General features: G+C 63.8%; 13 protein-coding genes. 7 read left to right on the top strand and 6 right to left on the bottom strand.

What is annotated here, in order from left to right; translation table 11 throughout:
- Positions 1-3: 3 nt before the first annotated feature.
- The gene (locus tag H7A76_RS00595; RefSeq protein WP_185696749.1) at positions 4-732 is read right to left on the bottom strand and encodes a response regulator transcription factor; all 729 of its coding nucleotides are present in this window, start codon (positions 730-732) and stop codon (positions 4-6) included.
- Positions 733-950: 218 nt separating this feature from the next.
- Between H7A76_RS00595 and H7A76_RS00590 the strand changes: the two genes are divergently transcribed.
- The 4 genes from H7A76_RS00590 to H7A76_RS00575 all read left to right on the top strand — a co-directional run bounded on the left by H7A76_RS00590 (position 951) and on the right by H7A76_RS00575 (position 5,748).
- Entirely contained in the window at positions 951-1,229 is a 279-nt protein-coding gene (locus tag H7A76_RS00590; protein ID WP_185696748.1) for a hypothetical protein, read from the top strand.
- 298 nt (positions 1,230-1,527) lie between these two features.
- Positions 1,528-2,217, top strand: coding sequence for an aquaporin Z (aqpZ, locus tag H7A76_RS00585; protein WP_185696747.1), 690 nt, complete (start codon positions 1,528-1,530; stop codon positions 2,215-2,217).
- 198 nt (positions 2,218-2,415) lie between these two features.
- Positions 2,416-3,411 (top strand): FecR domain-containing protein, encoded by a 996-nt coding sequence (locus H7A76_RS00580; protein ID WP_185696746.1) that lies wholly within the window; start codon positions 2,416-2,418, stop codon positions 3,409-3,411.
- 18 nt (positions 3,412-3,429) lie between these two features.
- Entirely contained in the window at positions 3,430-5,748 is a 2,319-nt protein-coding gene (locus tag H7A76_RS00575; protein ID WP_185696745.1) for a CHASE2 domain-containing protein, read from the top strand.
- Positions 5,749-5,928: 180 nt separating this feature from the next.
- Here H7A76_RS00575 and H7A76_RS00570 read toward each other — a convergent pair whose 3' ends face one another.
- The 4 genes from H7A76_RS00570 to glyQ all read right to left on the bottom strand — a co-directional run bounded on the left by H7A76_RS00570 (position 5,929) and on the right by glyQ (position 10,335).
- Complete coding sequence (locus tag H7A76_RS00570; protein WP_185696744.1) at positions 5,929-6,699, bottom strand: lysophospholipid acyltransferase family protein; 771 nt, start codon at positions 6,697-6,699, stop codon at positions 5,929-5,931.
- Between the two features lie 80 nt (positions 6,700-6,779).
- Positions 6,780-7,313: a D-glycero-beta-D-manno-heptose 1,7-bisphosphate 7-phosphatase gene (gene gmhB, locus H7A76_RS00565; RefSeq protein ID WP_185696743.1), complete on the bottom strand. Its 534-nt coding sequence runs from the start codon at positions 7,311-7,313 to the stop codon at positions 6,780-6,782.
- A gap of 17 nt (positions 7,314-7,330) precedes the next feature.
- Positions 7,331-9,385, bottom strand: coding sequence for a glycine--tRNA ligase subunit beta (gene glyS, locus H7A76_RS00560; protein WP_185696742.1), 2,055 nt, complete (start codon positions 9,383-9,385; stop codon positions 7,331-7,333).
- On the bottom strand, positions 9,382-10,335 hold the full coding sequence (gene glyQ / locus H7A76_RS00555) for a glycine--tRNA ligase subunit alpha (protein WP_022641565.1): 954 nt from the start codon (positions 10,333-10,335) through the stop codon (positions 9,382-9,384). The genes glyS and glyQ overlap by 4 nt, the downstream gene beginning before the upstream one ends.
- A gap of 81 nt (positions 10,336-10,416) precedes the next feature.
- Between glyQ and H7A76_RS00550 the strand changes: the two genes are divergently transcribed.
- From H7A76_RS00550 to H7A76_RS00540, 3 genes are all read left to right on the top strand, one after another.
- Positions 10,417-10,977: a DNA-3-methyladenine glycosylase I gene (locus H7A76_RS00550; RefSeq protein ID WP_185696741.1), complete on the top strand. Its 561-nt coding sequence runs from the start codon at positions 10,417-10,419 to the stop codon at positions 10,975-10,977.
- A gap of 91 nt (positions 10,978-11,068) precedes the next feature.
- Positions 11,069-11,956 carry a lysophospholipid acyltransferase gene (locus H7A76_RS00545; protein WP_185696740.1) on the top strand — a complete coding sequence of 296 codons (888 nt, stop codon included), beginning with the start codon at positions 11,069-11,071 and terminating at the stop codon, positions 11,954-11,956.
- 69 nt (positions 11,957-12,025) lie between these two features.
- On the top strand, positions 12,026-12,265 hold the full coding sequence (locus H7A76_RS00540) for a PilZ domain-containing protein (protein ID WP_185696739.1): 240 nt from the start codon (positions 12,026-12,028) through the stop codon (positions 12,263-12,265).
- 157 nt (positions 12,266-12,422) lie between these two features.
- Here H7A76_RS00540 and H7A76_RS00535 read toward each other — a convergent pair whose 3' ends face one another.
- Positions 12,423-12,740, bottom strand: coding sequence for a tetratricopeptide repeat protein (locus H7A76_RS00535; protein WP_185696738.1), 318 nt, complete (start codon positions 12,738-12,740; stop codon positions 12,423-12,425).
- Positions 12,741-12,756 lie beyond the last annotated feature (16 nt).

Here is a 12,756-nt window from a genome sequence, read left to right as displayed (position 1 = left end):
CAGTCAGTTGTCCTGCTCGCCAGGGGACGTGACGCTTTCCAGGCGGTAGCCATAACCGTAGATGGTCAACAACTGCCAGCCCCGCTCCGCAGTCAGCCCCAGCTTGTTACGCAGCCGGTAGATGTGGGTATCCAGGGGCCTGGAGGAAAGAATTTCCTCATGGGTCCAGAACCGCTCGTACAAGTATTCTCGGGACAACGGCCGGCCCAGGTTGGCGAACAGGCAACGGGCCAGGCGGTACTCGCGTTCGGTCAGGCTGATGGGCGCGCCGGCGCGGGTCACCGTCAGCTCGGCGTCGTCGAATGAAAGGTCGTTGAAGTTCAGCACTTCCTCGCTGTTGCTGCGCTGCAGGCCATGACGGCGCAGCACCGCGTTGACCCGGGCCTTGAGCTCGTTGGGACGGAAGGGCTTGCTCAGGTAGTCGTCGGCGCCGGTGTTGAGGGCCTGGACGATATCGCTCTCGGCATCACGGCTGGTGAGCATGATGGCGGCCGGTGGCGAGTCCATGTGCTCCCGGGTCCAGCGCAAGAGCGACAGGCCGCTGAGGTCCGGTACTTGCCAGTCGAGGATCATCAGGTCGAAGGTTTCCCGCCGTAGCTGGCGCAGCAGGTCTTCGCCGCGTTCGAAACGGTGCAGGGTCCAGGGCTGTTCGCCTGGCCCGGGGATATCTCGCAGTGTCTGTTCCACCCGCGCCAGTTCTGCGGGTTCGTCATCCAGTATCGCGACACGCATGCGAGGCAGGTCCTTAGGGGGTGAATGCGGTCCGAGGCATGCCTCGGGCTGGGGGAAGTTTAGGCGCCGGGGGCGAATCTGAACAATTGTGGCGAATTGCTCTCGGGGCGCTGCTCCCTCGGTACGCTGATATCAAATAGCCGGTAGCTGTTGGGAGCATCCTCAGCGCCGAACTCCTGGAAGGACGATACCGGCTCGAACGAGCAAGGAAAAGGGCAATGGGCAACATGTCGGGGATGATGGATATGGGGTGGAAAAAAATCTCCAGAGGCGCGGATCTGGCGAAGTTCGTCACCCTGTCTCTTGCTGCGTTCTTGGGGGTCGAAGCTTTTTCTACCGCTACCGTCGTTCCGTCGACCCCGCACTACGACCTTCCGGTGCAGCGTTATTTCAGTCCCTCGGTGGATCAGGTCGGCTTCAGTGATTCACCGGGCTTCGCCCCCGCGACCATTGCGCCGTCGGTGGTGTACCAGGACCAGCAACGGTGGGTGTTCTAGCCATGGGCCCGAACATTCTGAAGAAATATTGCAAAGCGACACCAGGCTGCGTCCTACCGGTAAATTCGCACTCGCTGAGTGGCACACGGGGGCAATCGGAAGTGCTCCGACACAAGGAGTGTCATCCGCCGGTTTGGCGGCTGCGGACCGAAGCTCGCTTCGATTCACCGTACAGGGGAAAACAGGGAGTGCCTCCTCAGGACGTAATACTCGACACAAGGATGTGTCTCCCTCCTGCGCTGTTTGTCGGCGATCTCACCACTCTCCCTCTCATTTCGAACATCTGTGAAGGCCTCTGATGAAAATACTCGGCGCGGAATTCTTTGGTACGTTCTGGTTGGTGCTGGGCGGTTGCGGCAGTGCCGTACTGGCTGCCGGCGTTCCACAATTGGGCATTGGCTACCTGGGCGTCGCCCTGGCCTTTGGCCTCAGCGTCTTGACCATGGCCTATGCCGTGGGGCCGATTTCCGGCGCGCACTTCAACCCGGCGGTGTCGCTGGGCCTGTGGTTAGGCGGACGTTTCCCGGGTAACCGCCTGTTGCCGTACATCGTCGCCCAGGTGCTCGGTGGCCTGGCAGCCGGTGCGGTATTGTTCCTGATCGCCTCGGGCAAGGCCGGTTTCGACGCTTCGGCCGGTTTTGCCGCCAACGGCTATGGCGAGCACTCGCCAGGCGGTTACTCGATGCTCGCGGCCCTGCTGTGTGAAGTGGTGCTGACGGCGATGTTCCTGCTGGTCATCCTGGGCGCCACCTCCAAGCGTGCCGCTCCCGGTTTCGCCCCGATCGCCATTGGCCTGACCCTGACGTTGATCCACTTGATCAGCATTCCGGTCACCAATACTTCGGTCAACCCGGCCCGCAGTACCGCAGTAGCATTTTTTGCCGGCGAGTGGGCTGTATCCCAACTCTGGCTGTTCTGGATCGCTCCGCTGCTGGGTGCGAGCCTGGGAGCCCTGGCCTATCGTCTGATCGCTACTGGCCGGGACTGACCCGTAGCGCCGGGGGGCCCCAGGCCCGACCGGTGACCCAAGGCTAGGCACGCACAACCGCTCTTGAGCGGTTGTGCCGTTCCAACAGGGATGAAAGGCTATGGACCGGTTTCGGTCGAGAGCTATGGCCAGCACGCCAACAATCTAGTTCTAATGTCACGGACTTCAGCAGAGCGCGACCACGGATCCGATGATTTCATGACGTACTTACCTATTCGCCACCGGGCCATGTTCGTCCCGCTCCTGTTCGGCGTGGTGCTGGCCTTGTCCGACTCGATGGCCAATGCCGCCGTTTCTCCAGCCAAGCGCCTGCCCTATATCGACGATAACCAGCAGTGCCGTGGCCAACCGTTGCCGGCGACGGTCGAGCACCTGACCGGCGAAGCCTGGAAGCTGGACGCCAAGGGCCGCGAGACCGCCCTGGAAGAAGGCATGGATATCGACGAGAAGGAAAGCGTGAAGACTTCGCCCTCGGCGTTCGTCAGCCTGTCCCTGGGCGATGGCTCGCGGGTGGTGTTGCCCTCCAGCTCCCAGGTCACCCTGCGGTTGAACGAGCAGTACGGCATTCCCCAGCTGGTATTGGAGCAGGGCCAGATCGAGTCCTACGTGATCAAGCGCAACAGCGATCACGACCGTTTCCAGATCGTGACCCCGGTGGGAGTGCTGGGTGTACGCGGAACCCACTTCCGCGTGCGCAACGATGACCAGCAATCGCTGGTGGAGGTGCTCAATGGCCAGGTGGCGGTGAACCGGGACGAGGACGCCATTACCCCGCCCTCCCCTCGTTCGCGCAAGCGGGTTGTGGATAAACCGGCCGGTCCGCAGCCGGCAGAAGTGCAGGTGATGGCGCGCCAGGGCATGCGGGTGCGCAAGGAGGGCGAGCTCAAGCCGGTGCAATTGCTGGCCGCGCCCCGGCTGCTGGGGCAGGCTGGGCAAACCGGTGCCCTACCCGCCTGGCAGCTGATCCTCGAGCCATTGCCCGGTGCCCGGCGCTATCGGGCCCAGGTGGCTACCGACAAGGATTTCCTGAACATCAAGCAGGAACAGTTCTCCAGTACCCCGCAAGTCAACTTCACTGGGTTGCAGGCGTTTTTCTATCATGTACGCCTTTCGGCATTCGACGAGCATGGCCTGGAAGGAGAAACCGGGGTCTATGACATTTTCTATTACCCCAGGAACAGCCGTGTCCAGTAACCCGCCAACGGGTTGCCGATGAGCCTGTGGAGCCGTCGTCGCGACGGTCGTGAACTGTCCCTGGCCCAGCAGCTGTTCCATCGCCTGGTGCGCGAGTGGCTGTGGGTCAGCCTGCTCTTGTTGCCGCTGACGGCGGCACTGTCCCTGAGCCATGGGCTGGCGCTGAGCAACCTGTTCTATGACCAGCTGCGCCGCTTTACCCCGCTGTCGGTGGATTCGCGGATCCTCTTGGTCACCATCGACGACTACAGCCTCCAGCAGTTGGGGCGCTGGCCCTGGCCACGGGCGATCCACGGCCAGTTGCTCGATCGGCTGACGACGGCCGGAGCCAAGGGCGTGCTGTTCGACGTGATCCTCAGCGAACCTGGCAGTACCGTGGAAAACGATACTCGCCTGGCCGCGGCCCTGTGCCGTGCCGGCAACGTGTTCCTGCCGGTACTGCGCGAAGGCGTGGCCCGTTATGGCCAGGACCTGGGCGAGCTGCTGCCGGTGGCGCCGTTGCGCAACTGCGCCCGTGGCCTGGGCCATATCAACGCCGAGGCCGACCCCGACGGTACGGTGCGCAGCGTCTACCTGCGCGAAGGGCCGCAACAGGCGCCCCGGGCGCAACTGACCTGGCTGATGTACCAGCTCACCGAAGCCGACACGCTGGTGCCACGGATGCCGGGCAGCGGCGAGCCGGAGCTGACCCGGGGCTGGTTGCGGGCCAACCCGGTGCGCATCCCTTTCATCGCCAAGGCTGCGGGGTTTCCCAGCGTGCCCTACGTCAGCGTTCTGCGCGGTGAAGTCCCGCCGGAGCTGCTGCGGGATCGGCTGATCCTGGTGGGGTCCACGGCCCCGGGCCTGGGGGATCGCTACGTGACCGCGCAATCCGGCAGCCAGGGCACCACCCCGGGCGTCGAGATCCAGGCCAACCTGCTCAACGGCTTGTTGCAGCACCGTACCGTGGTGGCGCTGGGGCAGTGGTCGGGGGTGGCGCTGTCGGTGATCCTGACCGCCGCCTTGCTCGGCCTGCTGCTCTGGCGCCCGCGTCATGCCCTGTGGATAACCCTGGGCTGCATGGGCCTGGCGTTGCTGGGCTCGGTATCGATGTTGCGCCTGGGCTACTGGTGGTCGCCGGTGGCCAGCTTGCTGGGCATGTTGCTGGCGTACCTGATCTGGAACTGGCGGCGCCTGCAGGTCATCTTGAGTTACTTCGGCTGGGAGCTGCAGCGCCTGGACAGCGAACCCAAGGTGTTGCCCGAACGCCGGCGCCCCCAGGAACCGGTGGGCGATGTGCTGCAAGGCCAGATCGTCGCCCTGGAGCAGGCCCTGGGCCGGACCCGGGACACCCGGCGCTTTATCGCCGACGGCCTGGAATGCCTGCCGGTGGCGACCCTGATCAGCGATCCGGAGGGGCGGATCCTGCTGGCCAACCGCAATGCCCGGGAAGTCTTCGCGCATTCACTGGTGGGGCATTCGCTGTTGGAACAACTGGCGGCCCTGGGGTATCCGGGGCTGGCCGAGCCGGCGCAGTATCCCGGCCTGGGGCAATTGCCCAGCGTGGAATTCCGCGATATCCAGCAACGCAGCCTGCGGGTGGAACTGGCGCCGTTGCTGCCGGTGGACAGCGAGACGCCGCTTGGCTGGCTGCTGAGCCTGACCGACCTGAGCGTCGAGCGCGATGCCGAACAGCAGCGCGGGGTGCTGCTGCGGTTCCTGTCCCATGACCTGCGTGCGCCCCACTCGGCGATCCTCGCCTTGCTGGATGTGCAGCAGCGCCAGCCGTCGCTGCCCAAGCAGGTCTACGGCCAGATCGAGCAGCAGGTGCGTCGGGCCCTGACCCTGACCGAGGCTTTCGTGCAGTTGGCCAAGGCCGAGTCGGAGGTCTATCAGTTCGAGCCGAGCATGTTCGCCATGCTGGTGCTGGATGCCTTCGACCAGGCCAATACCCTGGCCCAGCTCAAGCACATCCAACTGCGCCATAGCCTGGACGAGCAGGCCGAGAGCCTGGTGCTGGCGGACCAGTCGCTGTTGACCCGGGCGTTGTTCAACCTGCTGGAGAACGCCATCAAGTACAGCCCGGAAGGCTCCACCGTGAGCGTCGTGGTCAGTTGCGCCGAAGGCTGGCTGCGTTGTGAAGTCCGCGATGAAGGCCAGGGCATCGCTGCCGCGGACTTGCCCCAGTTGTTCGGCCAGTACCAGCGGTTTGCCTCGGCCCGGGGCATCGACGGGCTGGGCCTGGGGTTGTCGATGGTCAAGGCGGTGATGGACCGCCACCAGGGGCGCATCAACTGCCAAAGCGTGGTGGGCCAAGGCTCTTGCTTCATCCTCGAGCTGCCTCTGCTGGAGGAATAGCACCGGAGGAAATAACGAGGCGAAAAAACCGGCACAAAGGCCGGTTTTTTTCTTTAGGCGTAAAACTTATGCACCTTTTTCCATATTTTATGAGCTTCTGAAATATGTATATAAATCAGTGATTTATATATTTGTTTCAAGGGTGCTAGGAAAATTCGTGCACAGGTTATCCACAGTTGTTCATACAGCAACCTTATCCGCAGTAGAGCCCGATGCTGGCAATGAGCCCATTTCCTGCTGGGCCTGCTCGTTCCAGGCCGCCACCCGGTCGTTGAGATCGGCGATGGCCCGTGGGCCGCTGCCTTCGGCGTACATGGGCGCGCCAATGGTCACGGTGATGGTTCCGGGGCGCTTGCTCCAGCCTGTCTTGGGCCAGAATTTGCCGGCGTTATGGGCCACCGGCAAGACCGGCAAGCCGGCGTTCACCGCCAGGGCACTGCCACTGCGGGAGAACTTGCCGATCTGGCCATGGGGCACGCGGGTGCCTTCGGGGAAGATCAGTACCCAGACGTTGTCCTTGAGCAGTTCATCGCCCTTGCTCGCCACTTGCTTGAGGGCGGCCTTGGGGTTGTCCCGGTCGATGGCGATGGGGCGCAGCATGGCCATGGCCCAGCCGAAGAACGGCACGTACAGCAGTTCACGCTTGAGCACTTGGCTCAAGGGTTGGAAGTAGGCCGAGAGGAAGAAGGTCTCCCAGGTGCTCTGGTGGTTCGAGACGATCACGCAGGGGCGTTCCGGAACATTGTCCGCGCCCTTCACTTCTACGCGGATGTCGAGCAATACCTTGGTCAGCCACAGGGCACAGCGACACCAGTAGACATTGATAAAGCGATAGCGCGCCTTGAAAGGCAGGAACGGCGCGATGAAAAAGCTCAGGGAGCACCACAGCAAGGCGCTGGTGCTCAACAGCAGGTAAAAGAAGAAGGTTCTGATGGCCTGCAGGATCGACATAGCGGCATTTACCATTGCGGGCATGCCCGCTTTAAAAAGCGCTCTCCCGAACGGTCCTGGATCAGGATGCCAGAAGGGGCCTAATTGTGGATAAGTTCAGCGGCAACGGCCGCCAAGTCGTCAAAAATCAAGGTGCCTACCGGCAGGGTTTTCCCCAGGGTCTTTTCGCCTTTTCCGGTCTTTACCAATACGGGCTGACAGTCGACGGCTGTTGCCGCCTCCAGGTCACTGAGACTGTCACCTACGAACCATAGATGGCCGAGGTCGGCCTGGTAGTGTTCGGCGATGGTCCGCAGCATTCCCGGCTTGGGCTTGCGGCAGTCGCAGCCTTCATCCGGACCATGGGGACAATGGACGATCAGCCCGACTTCGCCGCCCTGCTCCGCCACCAGCTCGCGCAGGCGCGCGTGCATGGCGTCGAGGGTGGCCAGGTCGTAGTAGCCGCGGGCAATGCCGGACTGGTTGGTGGCCACCGCCACCGTCCAGCCGGCCTTGCTCAACTGCGCAATGGCTTCGATCGATCCGGGGATCGGTATCCACTCCTGCACCGATTTGATATAGGCATCGGAGTCGTGATTGATCACGCCGTCGCGATCGAGTATCAGCAGTTTCACAGCAGTTCCCTATCCGCTCAGCTCAGTACCGAAATGTCGGCCACGCCCAGGAACAGGCCACGCAGGCGCGCCAGCAGCGCATAGCGGTTGGCCCGTACGTTGGCGTCTTCGGCATTGACCATCACCGCCTCGAAGAAGGCGTCCACCGGCTCGCGCAGGGCGGCCAGGCGGGCCAGGGTCTCGCTGTACTGGCGGGCTGCGGCCATGGGCTGGACAGCCTGGTCCGCCTGCTGGATCGCCGAATACAGGGAGAACTCGTTGGCATTGTCGAAGTACTTGGCTTCGATGGTGGTCGGCACGTTGCCTTCGATCTTGCTCAGCAGGTTCGACACGCGCTTGTTCACCGCTGCCAGCGCCGCGGCTTCCGGCAGCTTGCGGAAGGCCTGCACGGCCTGTACGCGCTGGTCGAAGTCCAGGGCCGAACCCGGTTTCAGGGCCCGTACCGACAGGTAGGTGGCCACGTCCACGCCTTCGTCCTCGTAGCGTGCGCGCAGGCGGTCGAAGATGAACTCCAGCACCTGCTCGGCCAGGCCGGCGGCCTTGACCTTGCTGCCGAAGGCGCCGACGGCGAAGGCCACCGCTTCGTTCAGGTCCAGGTCGAGCTTCTTCTCGATCAGGATCCGCAGCACGCCCAGGGCCGCACGGCGCAGGGCGTAAGGGTCCTTGCTACCGGTGGGCAGCATGCCGATGCCGAAGATGCCCACCAGGGTATCGAGCTTGTCGGCGATGGCCACGGCGGCACCGGTCAGGGTGCTGGGCAGCTCGGCACCGGCGCCACGGGGCATGTATTGCTCGTTGAGGGCCAGGGCCACGTCTTGCGGCTCGCCGTCATTGAGGGCGTAGTAGTAGCCAGCGATGCCTTGCATCTCGGGGAACTCGCCGACCATCTCGGTGGCCAGGTCGCACTTGGAAAGGATGCCGGCACGGGCTGCGCGCTGGGCGTCGCCACCGATGCGCGGGGCGATGAAGGCGGCCAGCTTGGAAACACGCTCGGCCTTGTCGTAGACGCTGCCCAGCTTCTCCTGGAAAACCACGTTCTGCAGGCGCTGGTTGAAGTCCTCGAGCTTCTGCTTCTTGTCTTGCTTGAAGAAGAACTCGGCGTCGGTCAGGCGTGGGCGCACGACTTTCTCGTTGCCCTCGATGATCTGGCGCGGGTCCTTGCTCTCGATGTTGGCCACGGTGATGAAGCGCGGCAGCAGCTTGCCATCCACGTCCAGCAGGCAGAAGTACTTCTGGTTGTCCTGCATGGTGGTGATCAGGGCTTCCTGGGGCACTTCCAGGAACCGCTCCTCGAACGAGCACACCAGCGGTACCGGCCACTCAACCAGGGCGGTGACCTCGTCCAGCAGGTCGGCCGGGACGATGGCGGTGCCTTCCTGCAGGCGCGCCAGCTCTTCGGTGCGCTTGCTGATCAGCTCGCGGCGCTCGTTGGCGTCGGCCAGTACGTAGGCGGCACGCAGGTCGGCCAGGTAGTTGGCCGGCGCGGTGATGCGCACGCTCTGTGGGTGGTGGAAGCGATGGCCACGGGAGTCGCGACCGGCCTTCTGGGCCAGGATGGTGCAGTCGATGACTTCATCGCCCAGGAGCATGACCAGCCACTGGGTCGGACGCACGAACTCTTCCTTGCGCGCGGCCCAGCGCATGCGCTTGGGAATCGGCAGGTCGTTGAGCGAATCCTCGACGATGGTCGGCAGCAGGCTGGCGGTAGGCTTGCCCTTGATGCTCTGGCTGTAGCGCAGTTTCGGACCGCTCTGGTCGATCTCGCTCAGGTCCACGCCGCACTTCTTGGCGAAGCCCAGGGCGGCCTGGGTCGGGTTGCCCTCGGCATCGAAGGCCGCCTGGCGTGGCGGGCCGTCGAGGTTGATGCTGCGGTCCGGCTGCTGGGTGGCCAACTGGGTGATCAGTACCGCCAGGCGCCGTGGCGCGGCGTAGACGTGCTTGGCTTCAAAGCTCAGGCCAGCGCTCTGCAGGCCTTTTTCGATGCCGGCCAGAAAGGCTTCGGCCAGGGTCGCCAGGGCCTTGGGTGGCAGTTCTTCAGTGCCCAGTTCAACCAGAAAATCTTGCGCACTCATTGTGCCGCCTCCAACTTAGCCAACACTTCATCACGCAGGTCCGGGGTCGCCATCGGGAAGCCCAGCTTGGCCCGGGCCAGCAGGTAGGCTTGCGCGACGGAACGCGCCAGGGTGCGCACACGCAGGATGTACTGCTGGCGCGCGGTCACCGAGATGGCCCGGCGTGCATCCAGCAGGTTGAAGGTGTGCGAGGCCTTGAGGACCATTTCATAGCTCGGCAACGGCAGCGGCTGGTCCAGCTCGATCAGGCGCTTGGCTTCGCTTTCATAGAAATCGAACAGTTCGAACAGCTTGTCGACGTTGGCGTGCTCGAAGTTGTAGGTCGACTGCTCCACCTCGTTCTGGTGGAACACATCGCCATAGGTGACCTTGCCGAACGGGCCGTCGGCCCAGACCAGGTCGTAGACCGAGTCCACGCCCTGCAGGTACATGGCCAGGCGCTCCAGGCCATAGGTGATCTCGCCGGTCACCGGGTAGCACTCGATGCCGCCGGCCTGCTGGAAGTAGGTGAACTGGGTCACTTCCATGCCGTTGAGCCAGACTTCCCAGCCCAGGCCCCAGGCGCCCAGGGTCGGCGATTCCCAGTTGTCCTCGACGAAACGGATGTCGTGCACCAGTGGGTCCAGGCCCACGTGCTTGAGCGAGCCCAGGTACAGCTCCTGGAAGTTCTCGGGGTTGGGCTTGAGGACCACCTGGAACTGGTAGTAGTGCTGCAGGCGGTTGGGGTTCTCGCCGTAGCGGCCGTCAGTGGGGCGGCGGCTTGGCTGCACGTAGGCGGCGTTCCAGGTTTCCGGGCCGATGGCCCGCAGGAATGTGGCGGTGTGGAAAGTGCCGGCGCCTACTTCCATATCGTAGGGCTGAAGTACCACACAACCTTGCTCGGCCCAGTACTGCTGGAGGGCGAGGATCAAGTCTTGGAAGGTACGCACGGCTGGCGTAGGCTGGCTCACGAAATTCACCTGTTACTTGGGCTGCGATTTAAGGAGCGGGAGTATACCCGATTCGGTCCTGCGCACGCCCCCTGGAGCCTTATGCCACGCTGCTTTTGGTGTACCGAAGATCCGTTGTACATGGCTTATCACGATCAGGAATGGGGCGTACCGCTGCGCGATGGGCAGCGCTTGTTCGAGTTGTTATTGCTCGAAGGGTTCCAGGCCGGGTTGTCATGGATCACTGTGCTGAAGAAGCGCGAGCGCTATCGGCAGGTACTGTTCGGCTTCGATGTGCAACGGGTGGCGCAGATGAGCGATGCCGAGATCGACGAGCTGATGCTCGATCCGGGCATCATCCGCAACCGCCTCAAGCTCGAGGCCGCGCGGCGCAATGCCCAGGCCTGGCTGGAACTGGACGATCCGGTGGCGTTCCTCTGGTCCTTCGTCGGCGGCGTGCCGAAGATCAACCATTTTGCCGATCGCAGCGAGGTCCCGGCGGTGACGCCCGAGGCCGAGGCCATGAGCCGAGGCTTGCGCAAGGCCGGTTTCACCTTCGTCGGCCCGACCATCTGCTACGCGCTGATGCAGGCTTCGGGCATGGTCATGGACCACACCCGCGACTGCGATCGTTACCCCAGCCTGAGCTCCCCGGCGCCATGAGCGCCACGGCAGGCGCTTTCGCACAGGCGCCGATGGCTGGTTAGAATAGCCGGCTGCGACTAGGTCATGACCAAGAGATCAGGAGTCATCTGTGGATAAGTTCAAAGGCGCCCTGCTGGTGGGAGCCCTGCGGTTGTTTGCCCTGCTGCCCTGGCGCGCGGTGCAGGCGGTCGGCGCGGCCATCGGCTGGATCATGTGGAAGACGCCCAACCGCTCCCGCGACGTGGTGCGCATCAACCTGGCCAAGTGTTTTCCCCAGATGAACCCCGCCGAGCGCGAGCGTCTGGTCGGGCAGAGCCTGAAGGACATCGGCAAGTCCCTGACCGAGAGCGCCTGTGCCTGGATCTGGCCGGCCGAGCGCTCCATTGCCCTGGTGCGTGAAGTCCAGGGCCTGGAAGTGCTCCAGCAGGCCCTGGCCTCGGGCAAGGGCGTGGTGGGCATCACCAGCCACCTGGGCAACTGGGAAGTGCTCAATCACTTCTACTGCAGCCAGTGCAAACCGATCATTTTCTACCGTCCGCCCAAGCTCAAGGCGGTGGACGAACTGCTGCGCAAGCAGCGGGTGCAACTGGGCAACCGCGTGGCGGCCTCCACCAAGGAAGGCATCCTCAGCGTCATCAAGGAAGTGCGCAAGGGCGGCTCGGTGGGCATTCCCGCCGACCCGGAACCGGCCGAATCCGCCGGGATCTTCGTGCCCTTCTTCGCCACCCAGGCCCTGACCAGCAAGTTCGTGCCCAACATGCTGGCCGGCGGCAAGGCCGTTGGCGTGTTCCTGCATGCCCTGCGCCTGCCCGACGGCTCGGGCTACAAGGTGATCCTCGAGGCGGCTCCGCAGGACATGTACAGCACCGACACCGAAGTCTCCTGCGCGGCCATGAGCAAGGTGGTCGAGCGTTACGTGGCGGCCTACCCGAGCCAGTACATGTGGAGCATGAAGCGTTTCAAGAAGCGCCCTCCTGGCGAGGCGCGCTGGTACTGACAGAGCTGGCACGATCTGTGGATAACCTCGCTCGAGATTATCCACAGACACTGGACAAGGGCGCAGAAGATGTCCGATCACCGCAAGTCGTTCCGTATCAAGATTTCCCACGAGAGCATCGGCGAATGCCTGGGGCAGACCCGCAACCTCTCGGCCAGCGGCGTCTATGTGCAAAGCCCGCAGCTGGCGCGGTTGCCCAGGGGCGCCGTGGTCTATGGCCAGGTGCAGGGCTTGCCGGCGGCCGCGCCACGGGTGCGCATGGAAGTGGTGCAGGTGGACGCCGAGGGCATCTCCCTGCGCTATCTCTGAGCCCGCCCCTGTAGGTAGCCGCTGCCGAGCCCGCGAGGCGGCGAAAAGGACCGCAGGGCCTTGCTTGGCGGTCTTTCGCTGAGCCTTTGGTGATCTTGAGAGCCCCCGCGAGCGTTGCGCTCGTTCGCCGCCTGCGGCAGCGGTTACCGGGTGAGGGTCAGCCTTGGGACTGGCGGTCGAGTTTTTTCAGGAACACGGTCATTTCCTTTTCCGCCTGTTTGTCGCCCTGGCTCCGGGCCGCCTCCAGGCCCTGCTCCCAGGCCTGGCGCGCCGCTTGTAGCTCGCCCTGCCCTTGCAAGGCCTTGCCCAGCAATTTCCAGGCCGCGGAATACTTCGGGTCCTGGGTCACGCACTGGTGCAGGTGGGCGGCGGCCCGGGCATGCTCGCCCTGATCCAGGTAGCCCTTGCCCAGGCCGAAGCGCAGCAGTGGGTTATCCACACCCTTGGCGAGCATTTTTTCCAGCGATTCCAGCATTGTCGTCCCTCCTGTG

The organism is Pseudomonas sp. MSSRFD41, from assembly GCF_014230245.1.
GTDB classification, from domain to species: domain Bacteria; phylum Pseudomonadota; class Gammaproteobacteria; order Pseudomonadales; family Pseudomonadaceae; genus Aquipseudomonas; species Aquipseudomonas piscis.
Note: the sequence above shows the minus strand (reverse complement) of the source record. Positions and strands in the feature narration are given on the sequence as shown.